The organism is uncultured Aquimarina sp. (assembly GCF_947495315.1).
Taxonomy (GTDB): Bacteria; Bacteroidota; Bacteroidia; order Flavobacteriales; family Flavobacteriaceae; genus Aquimarina.
In genome coordinates this window covers 197,066-216,554 of sequence record NZ_CANLYD010000003.1, presented here as the reverse complement: position 1 = coordinate 216,554, position 19,489 = coordinate 197,066, and the positions used below count along the sequence as shown (strand labels likewise).

14 protein-coding genes are annotated in these 19,489 nt (G+C 33.1%); 5 read left to right on the top strand and 9 right to left on the bottom strand.

Annotated features, from left to right (window positions below):
• The first annotated feature begins 8 nt into the window (after nt 1-8).
• Nucleotides 9-233, top strand: a complete 225-nt coding sequence (locus tag Q0910_RS06680) for a hypothetical protein (protein WP_299213887.1) — start codon at nt 9-11, stop codon at nt 231-233.
• A gap of 5 nt (nt 234-238) precedes the next feature.
• On the opposite strand, the gene Q0910_RS06675 is transcribed toward Q0910_RS06680, so the two are convergent.
• Nucleotides 239-1,837, bottom strand: a complete 1,599-nt coding sequence (locus tag Q0910_RS06675) for an NAD(P)/FAD-dependent oxidoreductase (RefSeq protein WP_299213884.1) — start codon at nt 1,835-1,837, stop codon at nt 239-241.
• Between the two features lie 86 nt (nt 1,838-1,923).
• Here Q0910_RS06675 and Q0910_RS06670 point away from each other — a divergent pair, with 86 nt between their 5' ends.
• Together Q0910_RS06670 and meaB are read left to right on the top strand one after the other, a co-directional pair.
• Entirely contained in the window at nt 1,924-2,484 is a 561-nt protein-coding gene (locus Q0910_RS06670; RefSeq protein WP_299213882.1) for a DUF2911 domain-containing protein, read from the top strand.
• A gap of 78 nt (nt 2,485-2,562) precedes the next feature.
• Entirely contained in the window at nt 2,563-3,633 is a 1,071-nt protein-coding gene (gene meaB / locus Q0910_RS06665; protein WP_299213879.1) for a methylmalonyl Co-A mutase-associated GTPase MeaB, read from the top strand.
• Nucleotides 3,634-3,756: 123 nt separating this feature from the next.
• Here meaB and Q0910_RS06660 read toward each other — a convergent pair whose 3' ends face one another.
• Together Q0910_RS06660 and Q0910_RS06655 are read right to left on the bottom strand one after the other, a co-directional pair.
• Nucleotides 3,757-6,330 carry a M4 family metallopeptidase gene (locus tag Q0910_RS06660; RefSeq protein WP_299213825.1) on the bottom strand — a complete coding sequence of 858 codons (2,574 nt, stop codon included), beginning with the start codon at nt 6,328-6,330 and terminating at the stop codon, nt 3,757-3,759.
• Between the two features lie 344 nt (nt 6,331-6,674).
• Nucleotides 6,675-6,965 (bottom strand): hypothetical protein, encoded by a 291-nt coding sequence (locus tag Q0910_RS06655; protein WP_299213822.1) that lies wholly within the window; start codon nt 6,963-6,965, stop codon nt 6,675-6,677.
• 294 nt (nt 6,966-7,259) lie between these two features.
• Between Q0910_RS06655 and Q0910_RS06650 the strand changes: the two genes are divergently transcribed.
• Together Q0910_RS06650 and Q0910_RS06645 are read left to right on the top strand one after the other, a co-directional pair.
• A complete protein-coding gene (locus Q0910_RS06650) occupies nt 7,260-9,521 on the top strand; it encodes a transglycosylase domain-containing protein (RefSeq protein ID WP_299213819.1) in 2,262 nt (753 codons plus the stop codon).
• A 56-nt stretch (nt 9,522-9,577) separates the two neighbouring features.
• Nucleotides 9,578-10,528, top strand: coding sequence for an expansin EXLX1 family cellulose-binding protein (locus Q0910_RS06645; protein WP_299213816.1), 951 nt, complete (start codon nt 9,578-9,580; stop codon nt 10,526-10,528).
• Nucleotides 10,529-10,549: 21 nt separating this feature from the next.
• Here the strand turns inward: Q0910_RS06645 and Q0910_RS06640 are convergent, their stop codons facing one another.
• From Q0910_RS06640 to Q0910_RS06615, 6 genes are all read right to left on the bottom strand, one after another.
• Nucleotides 10,550-11,116, bottom strand: coding sequence for a phosphatase PAP2 family protein (locus Q0910_RS06640; protein ID WP_299213814.1), 567 nt, complete (start codon nt 11,114-11,116; stop codon nt 10,550-10,552).
• Nucleotides 11,117-11,157: 41 nt separating this feature from the next.
• On the bottom strand, nt 11,158-11,385 hold the full coding sequence (locus tag Q0910_RS06635) for a hypothetical protein (protein WP_299213811.1): 228 nt from the start codon (nt 11,383-11,385) through the stop codon (nt 11,158-11,160).
• 117 nt (nt 11,386-11,502) lie between these two features.
• Nucleotides 11,503-12,573: an OmpA family protein gene (locus Q0910_RS06630; protein ID WP_299213808.1), complete on the bottom strand. Its 1,071-nt coding sequence runs from the start codon at nt 12,571-12,573 to the stop codon at nt 11,503-11,505.
• Between the two features lie 142 nt (nt 12,574-12,715).
• The gene (locus tag Q0910_RS06625) at nt 12,716-14,107 is read right to left on the bottom strand and encodes an MATE family efflux transporter (protein WP_299214599.1); all 1,392 of its coding nucleotides are present in this window, start codon (nt 14,105-14,107) and stop codon (nt 12,716-12,718) included.
• Nucleotides 14,108-14,525: 418 nt separating this feature from the next.
• Nucleotides 14,526-16,697: a glycoside hydrolase family 9 protein gene (locus Q0910_RS06620; protein WP_299213806.1), complete on the bottom strand. Its 2,172-nt coding sequence runs from the start codon at nt 16,695-16,697 to the stop codon at nt 14,526-14,528.
• Nucleotides 16,698-17,054: 357 nt separating this feature from the next.
• Nucleotides 17,055-19,325, bottom strand: coding sequence for a carbohydrate-binding protein (locus tag Q0910_RS06615; protein WP_299213804.1), 2,271 nt, complete (start codon nt 19,323-19,325; stop codon nt 17,055-17,057).
• Nucleotides 19,326-19,489: the final 164 nt, after the last annotated feature.

The window sequence follows — 19,489 nt, the reverse complement described above, 5'->3', positions numbered from 1 at the left end:
TTTATAAAATGTATAGACCATATAAAAATGACAATCAGAATCCAAAGGAGTTAGAGAAGATGATTAACCTTATAAAAAACAATGTAGACTGCTCCAAAGACATCATCAATCGTATCGATAATTTTATGGAAACAAAACAATTACCGAAATCCATACTCGATGCACTAGTAACTCAAAGAAATGCCTGTGCAGTAACCGTAATGAATTTTAATAGAGTAATTAATCGAATATAACCAAGCTAATATTTTGCTGCTATTTCCTTAAATTGTTTACTCATATTCCACTTTATTATGGTCGTGGCTGTTAATATACCGCTTCCCATAGCACCTCCTACTCCAACCAGCGTAATATCCTGACCCGTGAGATATAATCCTTTGATATGAGTTCTAGGGCGCAAGACTCTGGTTTCATAACGTTCTGGAGCATGAGTAACTCCATAAATTTCTCCTTGACTATAATTACTAAATTTTCGAGTGGAAACCGGCGTAGAGACCTCAGCGTGAATAATATGCTCATCTAAATGTGGATATAACTCTTTTAACAAAGACAATCCTTTAGTTTTAAACCTTTCTTTGATCTTATTATATTCTTCTCCTCTATTTAGCCAAGGTTTATCTTCATATTCACTAAAATCCTTATACCATGCTCTACCTATTAATTGTATAGTTGCTCTATCTGGATGTTCTGATGACCAAAGACTATCTTTAGCAGATGGAAATGATATGTAAGCAAATGATAATTTATCATTTGACAAATTCTCTTTATCATTAAGAATACTATCTGTATCCTTATCCGTATACCACCATATATTATATTTTGGTAGTTTTAACGCTGAATCACTTTTATTGAGTCCTATATATAGACAAAGGTGACAGGTAGAAGGGCTAATTTTCTTAAAATCTAAATGCTTTTTATTATTTACAGATGGGTCAAGTAATTTTTGAAACGTATTACGAGCTCCTGCATTACTTATGATTCTTCTGCAAGCATACTCATTACCGTTAATTAATAATCCTTTTACAGATCTTCCTTTGGTAATAATTTTTTCTACTCTTGCCTTTATAAACACCTTAACTCCTAGTGATTCTAAATTATCAACAATAGTTTCATGGATACGACTAGCACCTCCTCTTGGGTAGTAACCTCCTTCCATAAAATGATTAATCACAATACAGTGTGAGGCAAAACTACTTTCTTTAGGAGACAATCCATAGTTCCCACATTGAGCGCATAATACTGCTATCAACTCCTGGTTATCTGTTATACTACTAAGAACTTCATACGTTGTTTTACTAGCAAGTGGTTTTTGTATCCTTCTGAATAATGGTCCTAATAATATACTTAATAAACCCGGAAAAGCCTTTTGCATAAAATACAGGAGGTTTTTTTTAGTTGACTTTTGCAGCAACTCCAGATATTTATCAATTGCTATTTTATCATTTGGAAAATACTCGTAAAACTTCTTCTTAAAATTTTCCTTACCACCAACAAATTCAAATTTACGACCTTCGATATACGCTACATCATAAGGATCTCCCATTGGATCCCATTCTAGTTTGTTGTCTGACAAATAATTAAAGATCCTTCTTAATCCCGAACTCTCTTTCATATTTCCCACATAATGCACTCCAACGTCCCAAACCAAACCTTTACGCCTTTTGAAGGTATGTGTAAACCCACCAGGAGTATAATGCTGTTCTAACACTACAACTTTCTTTCCTGCTTTGGCTAAAAAAACTGCAGTACACAGGCCTCCAACTCCTGAACCGATGATCACATAAGTATCATCTGTAAATACAATATCTGAAGTGAATTTTTTATAGGATTTTTCGACCATAAACCAGTAGTAAGAGCCCAAAAGTAAGCAATTATATGTACTTTCATAACCAAAATAAGTTATCTTTAATCATCAAATCTCAAGATATGTCAAAGCTTCTAAAAAGATCACTCATCATTATTATCGGAATAGTAATTATTGGTATTGTAGGCAGATCTATATTAAGATCCAACACTAAGAAGCACAGTCCCGAACAGACAATAACCCATAAGAGTAAAGAAGCTAATTTTACCGTTTTTTACAATAGGCCTTTAAAAAAAGAAAGAGTAATTTTTGGAGATTTAGTCCCTTTTGATCAAGTATGGAGAACAGGAGCCAATGAGGCTACAACCTTTACAATTGATAAGGATATTCTTGTGGATGGCACCGTATTAGAGGCAGGCACTTATAGTTTATGGACAATTCCGGGTGAGAATTCGTGGAAAGTTATTTTTAATAGTGGTGAATATGATTGGGGCGTAAATTTCACGGATGGAAATCCTTCTCATAATCCCAAATATGATGTCTTAACTATAGAAGTTCCAGTTCAGCGATTACTTAATATAGTAGAACAATTTTCTATTTATTTTCAGGAAGCCAATGACTTTACGATTATGTATCTAGCGTGGGATCAAACAGCAATTGCAGTTCCAATAAAATTAAAGTAAACTATTTTCTCTTTGTATTACCTCAAATAATAACAAGTTTACTCAAATGAATTTATAAATTTGTTATAAAGCTACATTGTGAATAAAAATAGTATGGAACATCAGGATCAATCTTCTAAAATACCTTCTGGAACTAATCAGAATGCTATTGATCGATTTAAAAAACTACAACAGAAAGAGGTGTCCATACCTGATATATTCAAAGGAATTATTTCACAAAATACCACATCTCTAAGCAAAGGAATAACTTTAGTAGAAAGTACACAGGAAAAGCATAGTAAAAAAGCGCAAGAGCTCATCGAAAAATGTTTGCCTCACGCAAATAACTCTATAAGAATAGGAATTACAGGAGTTCCAGGTGTAGGTAAAAGCACCTTTATTGAAGCTATAGGTAATCTCCTCATAGAAAAAGGTAAAAAGGTAGCTGTATTAGCTGTAGATCCCAGTAGTACTATTTCTGGAGGTAGTATCTTAGGTGATAAAACCAGAATGGAATCATTGGTAAGATCACCTAAAGCCTTTATCCGGCCTTCGCCTTCAGGAAATTCTTTGGGTGGTGTAGCTCAAAAAACTCGTGAATCCATTATTCTCTGTGAAGCGGCAGGATATGATGTGATTATTATTGAAACAGTGGGTGTTGGTCAAAGTGAAACTGCTGTGCACGGAATGGTTGACTTCTTTCTTTTACTAAAATTAGCTGGAGCAGGTGATGAATTGCAGGGAATAAAAAGAGGTATTATCGAAATGGCCGATGCGATCGTTATCAACAAAGCTGATGGAGACAACCTAAAACCCGCACGAGAAGCTAAAAACCAATTTAGAAAAGCATTACACCTATATCCTTTGGCAGAAAGCAGTTGGTCGCCAGAAGTACTCATGTGCAGTGCACTTAAAAATACTGGTATAGAAGAAGTGTGGGAGTTAATCTTACGATATTTAGAAGTTTCGTCTAACAATGGTTATTTTGAAAAAAATAGAATCCAACAAAATAAATTTTGGCTATTACAAACTATTGAAGAACAGCTAAAAAACTCTTTTTACAATCACCCTACAATCAAAAAAGCCTTATCGGATCAAATCGAAGCTGTACAACAACATAAAATTACTCCTTTTGCAGCTGCTAGGCATTTATTATCACTTAATAAATAAGTTTCGTAAAGAAGCTTTATCCATGGTAAAATTGTATCTAGTTTTTGTAAAAAGTGAAACACGACATAATAACTTAAGTTACTATGCCGTGTTTCAGCAACTATATATAATACACTATATACTTTACTCTTTTACTATTCTTATTACTCCGTTAACATTTTCTGTAGCAACAGACATAAAGTAAACTCCTCTTGTTAAATCGGAGATATCGATTGCTTTTTCGATAGTAATATCTGAAAGATCAATTGTCTTTAACATTCTTCCGTTAATATCGTATATCTCAGCTTTTATTAAATTGATATTTGTGAGTTTTCTTAAATTAACAATTCCATCTGAAGGAATTGGATATACGCTGATATTTTTTGATATAAACTCATTATCCGCAACCGATAATGTTGTTTGGGCACAATTAAACACCATTATTTCATCGATATACCAACCAAACAATCCATTACAACCATCAGTTCCCATTTCAAATCGAAATTGGATAGTGGAATTATCGTTTACTCCAATAGAAGACAAATCAATCAAACTTCTTCCCCAGCTTCCTGTATTCGAACCTTCATCAGCGCCAGTAAAAGCATTTTCACTCTGAAGCGGATTATCATTTCCTTCAGCAGCAGTTCTTAATGTATTATTATAAGGATTCTCACTAAATGCTTCGGATGGTATTAGCGTCCAAGGACCTCCATCTAAACTATATTTTATGTTACCACCATCCCAAGTAGCTTCTGTAGCTACTAAATGGTTAAATGCCAACTCAAAAACACCTCCTTCAGCCACTGCAGGAATATTTATAACTGGACTCTGTAGGCGTATAATACCGTTTTGAAAGTTGATTCTACAATCGCCATTAATAGGATCCGAACCAAATATACCTTGTCCTTCGCGTTCGTTTGGAAGAGAAGATTCTAAAACCCAATCTCTTGATTCCCAATCACTAGCGTTTTCAGGAAGTTGTTCCATTGTCCATCCATCAGTTCCTGTCTCCCAATCTTCAAAAAAGATAGCATTCGTTGATGCATTATCACAAAGAACAGTCCCTGTATTAGATAATAATGGTTGGTAACCACAGTTATTTGGTGTTCTCAATTCTACTGCCAATATGGCTTTCTCTACTTCCAACACATCCGCAGCAGTAATAATTTCTCCAGAAGCTCCAACTGGAGCAGTAGTAGAAAGACCTTCTAGATTAGTACCTATAAGATCTATAGCAGAGGCTTCAATAGCATCAGCTAAGTTTGCAAAATTACTTACAAGTGTTAAATAATTACTTTGAGCTCTCCAAAATATATGCGCAGCTTTTGTTAATCCAATAGCGTTAATTGTCTGTCCATTAAACGTCCCTCCATCAACTAACAATGCATACATATGATTAGGGATACCAGAATTGATATGAACACCTCCACTATCTGCAGTACCACATAAATAATTGAAATCAATTACTTTTCCAGGGTCACCTTCACAATTAGGATTCCACATATCTCTAATCGCTCCTCCAAAAGCAGAAGCATCCTCTCCCATCATCCATCTAAGTGAAGTATCACAACCTGTACGAAGTGAAACATCTTCTCCTTCGTCTTGGTAGTCATTTAACAAATCAATAGTTTCTCCCCAGATATCAGAAAAAGATTCATTAATCGCACCAGATTCATATGCATAAATAAGATTACTGGTATATTCAGTATAAGCGTGTCCCCACTCGTGCGCGACTACATCATCCGCTGCAGTACCTGTACAATAATTAGCAGATACGCCATTCCAATTTGCATTAGGACAACTTATATTCGGATTATTATTAATAGTTATCATCTGTGCATCTTGTCCATCATAAGAAAGATACCCGAAAGCATTTTTAAAAAAATTATAGGTATGTTCTGCTGCTGCTAATTCAGTTTGTTGCCACTGATCTAATATGCCAGGAAAAGCATCTCCCTCTTGCCAAACAAGATTGCTTGTATTTTCTTCATACAACACTCTATCAAGAGCATGTGCCATTCCGGTTATTTGTTCAACTATTTCACCTGTATGTGCATTTATAAAAACATACTCTCTTACATCATTATCATTTCTTACTTCTATATGATATACCAGATAAAGTGCTCCGGCATCTCCTTTGATCAAACCTTTTTGATAGATATAAAGTGTATTTTTATTTACTTTTAATTCTGCTCCCGATTTATTTAAACCTTGACTTCTTATAGCAGAAAGTGCAATTGAATTTGATTCGGATATACTCAAAGTGGGAGTCGTATTCAATTTAATATTAGGTACAACTTTTCCATTTATTGAAGTAATATTTTTGTTTAAGTCAAAATGAAATCTTAGCTCTCCTCCGTAAACAGGAACTCCATTATATTGTTGTTTTAAGATCACATGGTCTAATCCATAATTATCTTTCTTCGTTTTCTCTATAACCAATGAATTTTCAATGGATTCAATATTATAAAGAGATTTAAAGTCTTTCAAAAAATTTATAGTCTTCTGCTCAAGAGTTGCTCCCTTTACTTGCATAGTTTTTCCTGCAGGGAATCTTACAAATTCTGTTAATCCAGAATTCTCGTTGATTGTTAAGACAGCATTGGATTGCTCTTGTAATTTTGCAATTGATTTTTGGGTATTCTGTGCATTTACTAATGCATAACTAAATACCAAAACCATTGACAAAACAGTTTTTACAGTAATTTTAAATTTCATAGTTCGCTTGTTATTGTTGAGTTTATATTATATAAAGAAGTTAATTAACATACTCTATAAACAAGTAAAAATAGATAAACCCTAAAAACAATTTCACGAACCTTCTTTTACTTAATGATTTTTGTTCCTTTTCTATATGTGTGTTGTCCTAAAAAAGGCTAAAGATTTTTGGCAAAACTCTATTTCGAGAAGCATTACATGCTTATCCGCTTACATACAGCTATTAGTGAACAGAAGTACTGATTGATAGTGAATTTTAAAAATACTGTCATAAATAAAGTTCGAGGATAATTTTACGATATTTAGAAATGTCCTCGGACACATTTTTAAAACAAAAAAAGCTGTTAATCATCAAAATTGACGTCATCGTTAACTTGCTCTTTCATAATAGCAACAGGAACATCAGTATCTGACGTATTATCATCATAATCTTGCATTACACCAGCAAGACGCTCACTTATTTTTACTAAATAAATAGTATCATCGGTTTTTACCTCTACCGCTTCAATACTGTCATTATGATGGTTTTTAAAATAAATAATATCCCTGTCTGAGTAGCCATCAGGAAATTTTTCTACTAAAAGATTCAAAATATCTTTGTTCAATTTTTTGTAGTCAACAATTACTCTTTTCATAGTGTGCAGATTTAGTTGGTTACTTCACTAATAAATAGTAAAAAAGATTTTATTATATGTTATTTTATACAATACACTTTGAAGCTATTTTTCTATGGTATGCCTCAAATAATTTTCTTTAATATTATGATACATTATTAACTACTACAATTTAAAATAAAAAAATCAAAGTTTTAAGAAATAAGCTTCAAAAAAAGTAAGCATTTCCCTCATACGCTACGAACGTAAAAATTAAAAGTAAATTCTAAAATCATATCATGGCTATCCACTCAATAATCAGCTATTTTTTACGTTATGACTAGTCATATAACTATGATGCGTCAATTATTACAGAAAAGATGGATTAAGTGGCCATTAATAGCCTTAGGAAGCTTTTTTTTAGTCTTCATTATTTTTTATGGAAGTATTTATTTTGGGTTTTGGGGAAAAATTCCAAGTAAGAATGAATTAAGTTCTCTAAAACAAGCTGAAGCAACTCAAGTGTTAGATAAAGATAGCCGCCTGATTGGCAAATATTTTGTATACGACAGACAGCCTATTATCTATGAAGATCTTCCGAAACACCTAATCGACGCATTGATTGCTACTGAAGATATCCGTTTTTATGAACATGATGGTGTAGATAATGTAAGTCTACTCAGAGTATTTTTTAAAACCATTTTGTTTAGGGATAAATCTTCTGGTGGTGGAAGTACGATTACACTTCAGTTAGTAAAAAACATTTTTGGAAGAAAAGACTATGGATCTTTTAGTATTGTAGTTAATAAACTTAAAGAGTCTATTATAGCCAAACGTATTGAAGATATATATAGTAAAGAAGATGTTCTTACTCAATACTTCAACACAGTTCCGTTTCCTGATAATACGTATGGAATCGAGAGTGCTTCACAAAAGTTTTTTAATAAATCTGCTAAAGAACTGACATTATCAGAAGCCAGTACATTAATTGGCAGTTTAAAGGCTAATCATAGTTACAACCCCAGACTTTTTCCAGAACGTAGCCAGCTAAGAAGAGATGTTGTTTTGCAACAAATGGCAAAATATAAATACATTACTCAAAATGTTGCAAATCGAATAATGAACCAAAACATCGTTCTGGATTATCAATATTTTAATCATGACCTTGGGTTAGCTCCTTACTTTAGAGAAGAAGTAAAAAAAGAACTTAATGAGATCTTAAAAAAACATAAGAAAGCGGATAGCAGCGGGTACGACATTTACAAAGACGGATTAATCATCCATACCACCTTGGATTATAAAATGCAATCATTAGCGGAAGAAGTAATGAAAGGTCATTTACAAAGTTTACAAAAGACATATGAAAAAGAATATGGTAAAGAAGCACCCTGGAAGGTAGGTACGAATCTTATTGATAACGCACTGAAACAATTACCGATTTACCAAAAATATAAAGAACAAGGTCTTAACCAAAAACAGATTACAGATTCTTTTTCAGTCAAACGAGAGATGGAGCTATTCGAATGGGAAGGAAATACAACCAAAAAAGTTTCTATCCGAGATAGTTTACAACATTATCTGAAGTTCCTGAATGCTGGAATGATTGCTATTGACCCATCTAGTGGAGCAGTTAGAACATACTTGGGAGGTATTGATTATAGATATTTTAAATATGATCACGTATCCCAAAGTAAAAGGCAAGTAGGTTCTACTTTTAAACCATTCGTATACACTGCGGCCATAGAAAATGGTATGAAACCTTGTACATATTTCCCATTAAAAGAAGTGACCTATACCAACCTAAAAGATTGGACACCAAAAAACGCATCTGAAGAAAAAGATCCTTATCTAAATTATAACTTGGAAACGGCTTTAAGTAGTTCTGTAAACACAATTGCGGTAAAAGTGATAGGTGAAGTAGGCATTACTAAAGTATTTGATCAGATAAAGAAAATGGGAATTACTGAAGAGCTTCCAGAGCAACCATCAATAGCACTAGGGACAGCAGGAATCAAAATAAAAGAACTGGCAGGAGCTTATGCGAGTTATGTTAACAATTCTAAAGGGGTACAACCATTTTATATTACAAAAATAGAAGATAGACACGGTAATCTTATCGCCTCATTTGAGCCCAAAATTATAGAAAAACCTGCTTTTAGTGATTATACAAGGCAAGTGTTATTAGAAATGATGAAATCTACGGTCGATAAAGGTACAGCAACCAGATTAAGAACTACCTATCGACTTAAAAATGAAATTGCAGGAAAAACCGGTACTACTCAGGATAATAAAGATGGTTGGTTTGTAGGAATTACACCTAAACTTGTTACAGTAACTTGGGTAGGTAATGATAATTATGCTATTGGATTTAAAACAACAGCACAAGGACAAGGCGCCAATTCTGCTTTGCCTATTTTTGGTAAGCTTTATCAAAAGATGAATGAAGACCCAGATTTTGATTCTTTTACTAAAAGTAGCTTCGAAAAAACCCCAAATAATGTTTTAGAGGATCTCGATTGTCAACCAGAAAAACGTGATAACTTCTTAAAAAGACTTTTTAGTAAAAAGAAAAAAAAGAAGAAATTTAAAAATAAGTAAAACTCAAAAAATGAATTAAGGACATCCTAGTTAAGCCATTATAAACAATTGTATTAATGAAATCTGACCAAATAAAAATGAAATCACACACCTACACTTTCTGTTTTTTATTAGTTATTTCTGTTATAAAAATTTCTGCTCAGGAGTGCAATAATTCTTTACATACTGGTGAAGGGACATTTTATGGTGGTGTAGCAGGGGGTACTTTTGGTAATTGTTCTTTACCTGTAGCAGCGGGAGATTATATGCATTGTGCTTTAAATAATATTGATTACGATGGTAGTAATGCTTGCGGAGCTTGTATCGAAGTAACTGGAGCTAAAGGAAGTGTTATTCTAAATGTAGTAGATCGTTGTCCAGAGTGTGCTTCTGGTGATGTAGATATGACCAAGGAAGCCTTTGCTATGATTGCTGATATTATTGACGGTAGAGTACCAATATCATGGAAGTTTGTACCCTGCGAAACAATGTCTACTAGTGAAACTATCAAAATTAATTTTAAAGAAGGTTCCAGTGAATTCTGGACAGCTATCCAATTTAGAGAAATCAACCACACAATCTCTAAAATGGAGTATCAATTACCCGACAACACATGGAAAAACACGAATAGAGAGTTGTATAATTTTTTTATAGAAACTTCTGGAATTCCATCACCAATGAATCTAAGAATAACTTCAATTTTGGGAGAAGAGCTGATTTTTGAAAACATCGTATTGAATCTAAACGAAGATTTTGATACTGGACTTCAATTCTCTACCCCTGAAGAATGTAATCAAGTACTTTCAATACCAGAATTGGATATTACTGAAGCAATGATGTTATATCCCAATCCTACATCAAGCATTATACATCTCACAGAAAATGTTAATAAATGGAAATTGGTAAACAGTTCTGGAAAAACATTAGATCAAGGCTCTGGCAAAGAAATAGACATGTCATCTTATAGTAATGGTATATATTATCTTTTATTAGAAGAGAAAAAGACTATGAAAATAGTCAAACAGTAATAAAAGAGGTAATTACCAACCTTAAGTTACATATTTTTTTATTAAAAAAGTGTGCAACTTATACGCTCCTACTCCCAGAAGAATACCTATAGCCATACCAGTAATGATATCTCCAGGATAATGAACACCTATGTAAATCCTGCTGTAACTTACAACAACTGACCAAATTACCATCAATGGAAAGATGTACTTTAATCTTTTTTGTAATACTAATCCTGTAAAAAATGCAATCCCCATTGTTGTAGATGCATGAGCTGAAAAATATCCATGTCGACCACATCGTTCTGCTATAAATCTAGTTAATTCTCCAACCCCTTCTATTTGACAAGGTCTAGGACGCATAAATAGTACATTTTTAAACAAATTAGATAATTGATCTGATACAGTAATAAGTGCCGCTACAACAACAAGTGTCATAATGGTTCCTTTTAGTCCAAAATATTTATAAAAAAAATACAATAGAATCAGTACCAAAGGAGCTTGATTAATTTTTTCGGTCATAAATAACCAAAAACCATCCCAGAAAGGGGAACCCAAATTATTAAGATATAAAAACAGGTCTTTATCTAACTGTATAAGTTCTTCCATAAAGTAAAAATAATCAATACTTGTATTAAAAAAAACGATGGTTATTCATCGTAACGCTCTATCTCGCGATCATAAAAATCATTTGCCGCTTGAAATAGATTTTCAGCTTCACTTTCTAATTCTTTTTCATCACTTTTATCAAACTCTTCCATCCATTCTACTTCATCATTTTCTAAATTAATAACAAATCTGGGGAACTCTGTATGAATTACAAAGATGGCGTTTGGATGATCTGTATTATCTCCTAATAAGAATTTTGGAAAACTCATATGCTAAAAATTATAAGTAACAAAGCTACGAAGTTTACAATCAAAGTAGCAAAAACAACAAGAGGTAAATTTTAATTTAAAATTTACCTCTTCAATATATCTATTATTTTCTAATCTCTATTCTATAATAATCTGTACTCTAGCGTTAGAACCCAATTCTGTATTATCAATACCTTCTCCCTCTTTAGGTTCTGTATTACTAATTCCAATATGCTCGATTAAGGTTTCATCTATTCCATTTTCCACCAAATATTCTCTAACAAAACCTGCTCTTGCGGATGAAAGAATTTCATTTTCAAACTCAATTTCAGAATCATTAGCGTGTCCGACTATCTTGATACTATCAAATTTGAATACTTTAAGGTATTGTAAATATGAATCTAATGCAGCTTTGATTTCTTCATATACTTCACTTTCACCTATTAAATATTCAATATCAGAAAAGTCTAAAGCCATATTACAAATATTATCTACAGCTACACCTTGCACATCTTGCATTTCTCTTAATTCTACATCGTCTATATAATAATATGCATCGCTAAATGGTCCACCTTTTAAGGATTTTCCATTCGGATTATCCGAAAAATAACCAAGCGAAATATACTTCTCTGTTCCTTTGGCTCTATAAACACCACAAACCTTAGTCCATTCTTTGGTATCACAAATCATCTCTGATGATTCTATATGCAATTTATATTTAGATGTTTCGGTAAATCTAGGAACTCTAGCTGTAAAATAAGATCCAATTGAAGAAGTACAAGAATTACTTACTCTTCCTTCTCCTAGAGAGACATACATATGAAAATAATAGTATTTTCCAGCCTTTAAAGGACTAACCAGTTTGGCTACAATGGATTCTTTTGTATTATTACCAGTCACATATAATCCTACTTTTGATTCTCCTGTTCTTGGTTCTTGAGAACCAAATTGTTTTAAAAAACCTGGAGCTTTATGATCGAACTTTACTTCACTTACTCCTGGATGATGTGCATCTGGAGAATTAGTCAATGCTTTCCAATTGGCCATAACACCAAAATTTCGCATCTCATGTTTTAGTTTTTTGACTGCTGCATTTGTGTTTTCAAAACTTGGATTTGGAATTAAATTCTGTGATAAGGCTTTATTGCTAAGGCCTATAGAAAAAATTACAATAAGTAAAAGGTAAAGGTTAGATTTTGGGCTATTCATCTCTTTTCTTTTCGGTTTTAGTTATATTCGAAATATAGTTAAATATTTCTTAATATGAAATATACTTTGACAAGTAACAAAAACTAGTCCAAAAAAAGAAACGGAGTAAAACTCTCTATATTGTAACTATTAAAAAAGATTATTACAATGAAGTTACATTACCTTTTTTTAGCACTAAATCTTTACTCAAATAATTAAATCTAATATACAGTAATATTGCTGATGCTGTTAAGCCTGCCAATAACCCTATCCATATCCCTGAACTCTTGTATTCTGTATGTAAACCTAAATAATAACTTATTGGAAAACCTATAATCCAATATGCAAAAAAAGTGATTACAGTAGGTATTTTCACATCCTGCAAACCTCTAAGCGCACCAAGAACGACCACTTGTATACCATCAGATATCTGAAACAAAGCAGCAATTATCAAAAGTTTAGCTGCAATACCGATTACCTCTGTATTGTCCGCAAAATTCTCCACATCATTAACGTCTAGATAAATCTCAGGTAATATGTTATTAAAAATAATAAAACATAAAGCGAATACGATTTCGATCAAAAATGTTAGTAAAAAAATTGAAAATGCAATTCTTCTTAATTCCTTATACTGTAATAGTCCTTTTTGATTCCCTACACGCACCATCGCCGCCACACTCAATCCCATAGCTACCATAAAGGTCATTGCTGATAGATTTAAAGCTATTTGATTAGCTGCTTGTGGATTTTTACCTAAAATTCCTGAAATCCAAATAGCCGAAGTAAAAATAGCAACTTCAAAAAACATCTGTAATGCAGAAGGAAAACCTAGTGTTACTATTTTTTTTAGCATACTACTCTGAAGAATGAAGAATTTAATGTTGGTAACGTATGCTTTTGACTTTTCTTTGTATTTGAGAAAAATCCATAAAAATAACACCATAATCAACCTAGACACTAATGTACCAACTGCGGCTCCAACAATACCCATCTCAGGAAAACCAAATTTTCCAAAAATCAATAAATAATTTAAAACCACATTTACAATATTAGCAACCAGAGTTGCATACATTGGATACCTTGTCATAGATAATCCATCAGAAAACTGTTTAAAAGCCTGAAAAACTATTAAAGGAATTAAAGAAACAGCGACTAAATCAAGATAAGGAATTGCCAACTCTACAACCTCAACCGGTTGTTTCATTAAATACATAAGCGGTTTCGCAACTAATACTCCAAGGAATAAAATTACTCCTAATGTAGTACATAAAAACAATCCATGTTTAAATGCGGATTTACCCTTATTAAAATTATCCTCTCCGTCTGCCTCTGCTACAAGAGGGGTAATTGCTGTAGAAAATCCAATCCCTAATGACATGGCAATAAACATAAAACTATTTCCAAGAGATACCGCTGCTAATTCTGCGGTACCCAACTGTCCAACCATAATGTTATCAATTAATCCCACAAAAGTATGCCCTAACATTCCCAGCATAACGGGTGCTGCCAACCTTAGATTGTAATTAAATTCTTTTGTGTATTGTTGTAACATTATTTCTTTTTAGAGCTGCCAAAGATAAGGAGATTCAATTTTGATATATCTAATCATTAACTCAACTTTATAGCAAAAGAAAAGGCTGTCCATTATAAGAACAGCCTTTTCTATAGTTGAGTTTGTTTATAATTTAGTTAGTTTTACTAAATCCTATCTATCAAAACGCTAAAATAGTTCGCTAACTAGCCAACTTATGATTTAAAGTTATTATTTGAAGTCTTAAAACTAGAATACGCGCCTAATCAAAAAGAATTCGTTTCACAATTTAATATGGAATATCAAATCTATACACACAAAATTTTCATATCAAAAATGGCAACGGAATTATCCTTAAACTTAAAAAAGCTGAACAATGATATCATTGTTCAGCTTTAATTCTTATTATACGGTTTATCGATTAATTGGGGCTAGATCTTTTTCATTTCTTTATAAATCTAGAAGTCAAACGCTTACCTTCTTCTGTAGTCACATTAAGAAAATAAATCCCAGACGCAAAATCAGATGTATTGATAGTCACCACACCGGCAATGGTATTTGTTAACGATCTATTATAAATTGTATTACCTAGAATTCCGGAGATTACAATTTTTCCGTTTTGCAATACTGAAGTATTACCAGCTACATTTAATATATCTTCTGATGGATTTGGGTATACTACAAGTCCAGATTTATTGAATTCATCAACAGATAATGAGGCTGAGGGTTCTGACCCCCATACCAATACTCCATCTGCATAAATAGGAACTTGTTCAGATTCAGTAAGCGCATTGCTTAAACCTTCGTAAGAAAAATCATTAGAAGGATCCCAGGCGCTTTCAGGGGCATTATTCGGAACAGAAACTCTCACTTGAATCTCTTTCCTATGCTCTCCTTGACCACCAGGGAAAGGCATATTATTTTGATCAATAGCTACTTCAACATAATAAATATTATTCTCAGGATTCCAAGGTTGTAATCCTCCTGTAGCACTTCCATTACCTCTAGCTGTAATTTCATAATCATCAGGAGCGTATCCTGCATCTACTCCTTCTGTAATATCAATAAAATAGCGAGCTGTAAGACTACCAGGTATTCTTGCAGGCCAAGCCGATCTATTATTCAACCAGATTGCTAATTCCGTAAATCTTCCGGACTCACTATTGATCTTTGTTTCATTTAAAAACTCAACCCCGGCAGTTTCTTCTTGTGGAAAATTACTTAACGCTGTTCCTCCAAATTCCATAACCATTCTTGCCAATACCCCCTGATAGCAGGCATTGTAATCACAAGCCACTTCGTTTGCTTGAAAATCAGAACGATTTTCGACAAATACATCGTCAGGGCTTCCTGGTCCACCCATAAGAGCTCCCCATAAGGTATGTCTGGACTCTTCCGGAATACTCTCACTTCTCGTCCAACTAGAATGTTGTCCTCTATGGTGTGGTTTTGTTGGTGGATTTACCCCAAAACCAGTAACCAAACTTCTATTATTAGGGTTATCTCCCAGTGCATATTTAATTTGATCTACTGCGAAATCGTGGTATACTTCCTTATTAGGAGAATCGATATTATCACTATAGATCAAGGCTGTTAAAGCTGCATTCATTGAATGACGTAATGATCCCCATTGGGTTAGGTGCGCTTGTCCTCCTGGAGAATATGTCACTCCATTTCCATTATCAACCCAAAATTGAAGATGTCTTTCTACGTTATCTATATAGTTTTGTTTGCCTGTAATTTGGGCCAATAAAACCATATTTCCATATCGTTTATCATCCCAAACAAAGCTCCATAAATAGTCTGGTTCAGAATAATTTGTTTCTGCTTTTTGAAGGTATGTATTATCACCGGTTGCCTTATATAGCCATAACGCGCCCCAAGATAATTCATCTTCATATCCACCCGAAGAATACGTACCTACAGCAGGGATTCCTCCTTCTTCTGTATATTTTCCTTTATAAGTTTCGCCAAATTCATATAAATCTTTAGCGTGTTGTAATAAGGTAGCGCTATAAGCAGGATCGGTATCTTTAAAAATAATACTAGCAGACGCTAATGCAGCTGCCGTTTCACAAACCACCTCTGTTCCCGGATGACTCGTATCTAATTTAAAAGACTCTCTTTCTCCATACTGAGGATGAACATCAATCATTTCTGCTGGCATCCAAAAACTATGATCCTGTCCTTTTTTAGAAACTTGAGCATAAAATTCGAACTTAGTAGGGTGACATTTAATAAAATAATCAGTTACCCATTTAATGTTTCGCTTAAAGTGTTCCGTCTGATTTACGGCATCATAACCATCTTTGTATTCTAGAAAACCCCAGTTTAATGCAGTTACAGAAAATGCCATAGGAAAACCAAATTTGATATGGTCTCCTGCGTCAAACCATCCTCCAGTTAAGTCCAGTCCTACATCTTGACCATCATTTACACCAGCATCACTTCGCCAGCTAATTCTATTCCAATCTGGCAATACCCCTGATTGTTGAGCCTCATAAAATAAGATTGATTTTTGTAATGCTTCTCCGTAATTGTGTTGTGCAATAATGTATTGTCCAAGGCATAATGCGAAAAACAATAAAAATAAGTTTTGTTGACTTTTTTTCATTTCAAAAGTGATTTGTGTTTACAATTTGTTAGTTAAATATTTGCTTTGTTAGTATAATAGCCCTCAAACGACAGCGATAAATTGATTATTGTAAAGTTTCTTACTTAATATTTCATTGTTAAGATAGTTATAAGAATATCCTACTATTTCTTTATACAAATTCCTACAATTAACTATAACATTTATGCGGTAAGCTTATCCTAATTATAGCTATGTAATATTTATTTTATGTGTATAAGTAAAAAAAACTTTCATCTTCAAGACAAAACATAATTGGGGTATTACGCATTAATTAAATGTAAAGAAAAGGCTGCCCTATTCAGACAGCCCTTTCCCAAAGTTGAGTTTGTGGTTAAATTATTGTTTAATCACTTTTTTAGAAGCGATTACTTTATTCGTTTTTCCTGCTTCTAAAACGTTGATAATATAATACCCTGAAGACAGATCACTTATATCTATAGTATTTTGACTATCTTTTAAGACAACTTCCTTCATCAATACTCCTGTAACATTAAATACTTTAATAATTTTATCTTTCATATCATTTCCAGAAAAACTAATTGTATTTATCACAGGATTGGGATACAACTTAATATTATTGGCATTATCAACATTAGCTCTATTAGTAGTATATGTAATTACCAATGTAGGTTTTGACACAGATCCGTTTTCTTTGGATGCAAATGCAAAGTCATTACCTGAAAGTGCATCAATAATTAATGAAAGTCTATTTTCTGAAATCTGAGCTGTTTTCAATGGTATTGTTTTAGCACTACCTATTGGGAAATTAGAGTTTAACGTTCCTAATTGAGTTCCTTTTCCAGGTTTATTAGAATTAGATAAATTAGTTTCCATCCAATTATTATTGTTTCCTTTATGGACAGTAACGTTACCGTTTCCTGCGTCAGAATATACTGTAAATTTAAGATCTGCTTTTGTTATGCTTCCATTGATTGAAGAAAGATCGAACATCAAATATCCCGAACGATTATTTTTTTCAATACGAAGCATATCAGAATTATACCGAGTTGACCCTTGTAGATAAGCATCATGGATTGGAGATAAAGTAATCGTTTGTTCTACAGGTTGAATCTTTGTTGTTACTACTTTATCAATATTATATAAATAACCTGATCTTCCTTTAAACGATAATCTAAGCATTTTTTCTCCTGAAGATAGAGAAACCATAGTAGAATATTTCTTATAACTATGCCATTGTCCTGTAACTGGAATATTTATTGAACCTACAACAGAACCTGATTCCAGAATATCTACTTTTCCTCCAGTTCCTTGACTAGAAGCGTATACATCTACTCTATATTGACCAGTTGAAGCTGCATTTACAATGTAATTGGTAAAATCTCCATTTTTAATATATCCTAAATTTTTACTAGAAGTTGTTCCTGGAGTGTTTTCGATACGAACACTTCCTCCTTTTGACTCAAAATCTTCTGCTTCAAATGATCCGGGAATGCTAATAACGTCCACTGGTGGAACTGAGTCATCCTTAATAGTAATGTTCACCGATTGTGATGTGGTAACTGCACCATTATTATCTGTAGCTTTAGCCGTTATTACATAACTACCAGGATTAGCTATCGAGGTAGAGGTTTCATAAGGTATGATTTGCTCCGTGGCTACCAGGTTGTTATTCATAAAAAATTCAACTTTAGTAATTGTTCCATCAGTATCAGATGCATTCGCAATTAAAGGAATGCTTTGACCTATTTCGAAATTAGCTCCGTTTACAGGAGATGTAAGTCTTACCGATGGTGGATTATTAGGGTTATTATCTTCCACTAATCTGTACGAACGAACCCAATCATAATATGTAGTACGATTATTAAGGGAGTTATTCATTCCATCTTGTCCGTCTTTTGGAGGATTCCAATCATATGTTTCTACTACCATGCGCAAGTACATAGGAAGATTAAAGTCTGCTGGCGGTTTAATTTGCCCAACAAATTCATTATCCAAATAGAATAAAATTTCACTTTTACTTTTCCACCAAACCCCATAGGTATGATAATTCTTCCATGATTCTTCTCCAAGAGGAGCTTTGTTTCCTTGTTGACCTACTGGTGTACTATTACAATTAGTCCCTCTACTATGTGTATTAGAGTTCATATTTATGATCATATTATTCACCCAATTTGCTCCATTAGAATTAACCCCTACCGTCTCGGTAATATCTAATTCTGTGGTTCTAATATCACAACCAGTACCTTCATTACGTTTATTGATTAACCAAAAAGTAGAAGACATAAAGGTTTTATTACCTTTCATACGTGCTTCATAATATCCATAGGTATTCCTTGTTGTAGACCTAACAAGACCACCATTGTGTGTCCATCCATTAAATGGGTTTGTTTTTTTTGAAGCTGAAATTTTTAGATTTCCATCTGAAACAGATACAGAAGACGTTTCAAATCTAGCAGGTCGTCTACCTTCCCATTGAGGACTATTTATTGCCCATTTAGAGCTGTTAAGAGAGGAACCGTTAAATTCATCAGACATCACGTCTATTTTTTCCCACTTTTTTCCAGTTGGGGGAGTTGGTTGTGCAAAAACGCTTATCGTTACAAAACATAACAACAAGATTAATAATAGATTTGTATTATTTTTCATGATTAAAAACATATTTGTTTTATCAATTCGAATAAAATCTAAAGAGTTTTAAGAATCTATAATAAGAAATAATAACACAATCCCAGAAATGATTATTAATCATTCCGAATTGTGTTATTATCTCCTAGGTTGATAATAAGCGATATCAAATATAAATCGTTTAT

Excerpts from the sequence above, each read along its gene's own strand:
- Q0910_RS06630 (WP_299213808.1), bottom strand. The coding sequence starts at position 12,573 with ATGAATAGCCCAAAATCTAACCTTTACCTTTTACTTATTGTAATTTTT.
- Q0910_RS06660 (WP_299213825.1), bottom strand. The coding sequence starts at position 6,330 with ATGAAATTTAAAATTACTGTAAAAACTGTTTTGTCAATGGTTTTGGTA.
- Q0910_RS06645 (WP_299213816.1), top strand. The coding sequence starts at position 9,578 with ATGAAATCTGACCAAATAAAAATGAAATCACACACCTACACTTTCTGT.
- Q0910_RS06640 (WP_299213814.1), bottom strand. The coding sequence starts at position 11,116 with ATGGAAGAACTTATACAGTTAGATAAAGACCTGTTTTTATATCTTAAT.
- Q0910_RS06620 (WP_299213806.1), bottom strand. The coding sequence starts at position 16,697 with ATGAAAAAAAGTCAACAAAACTTATTTTTATTGTTTTTCGCATTATGC.
- Q0910_RS06615 (WP_299213804.1), bottom strand. The coding sequence starts at position 19,325 with ATGAAAAATAATACAAATCTATTATTAATCTTGTTGTTATGTTTTGTA.
- Q0910_RS06670 (WP_299213882.1), top strand. The coding sequence starts at position 1,924 with ATGTCAAAGCTTCTAAAAAGATCACTCATCATTATTATCGGAATAGTA.
- Q0910_RS06650 (WP_299213819.1), top strand. The coding sequence starts at position 7,260 with ATGACTAGTCATATAACTATGATGCGTCAATTATTACAGAAAAGATGG.
- Q0910_RS06635 (WP_299213811.1), bottom strand. The coding sequence starts at position 11,385 with ATGAGTTTTCCAAAATTCTTATTAGGAGATAATACAGATCATCCAAAC.
- Q0910_RS06655 (WP_299213822.1), bottom strand. The coding sequence starts at position 6,965 with ATGAAAAGAGTAATTGTTGACTACAAAAAATTGAACAAAGATATTTTG.
- Q0910_RS06675 (WP_299213884.1), bottom strand. The coding sequence starts at position 1,837 with ATGGTCGAAAAATCCTATAAAAAATTCACTTCAGATATTGTATTTACA.
- Q0910_RS06680 (WP_299213887.1), top strand. The coding sequence starts at position 9 with ATGTATAGACCATATAAAAATGACAATCAGAATCCAAAGGAGTTAGAG.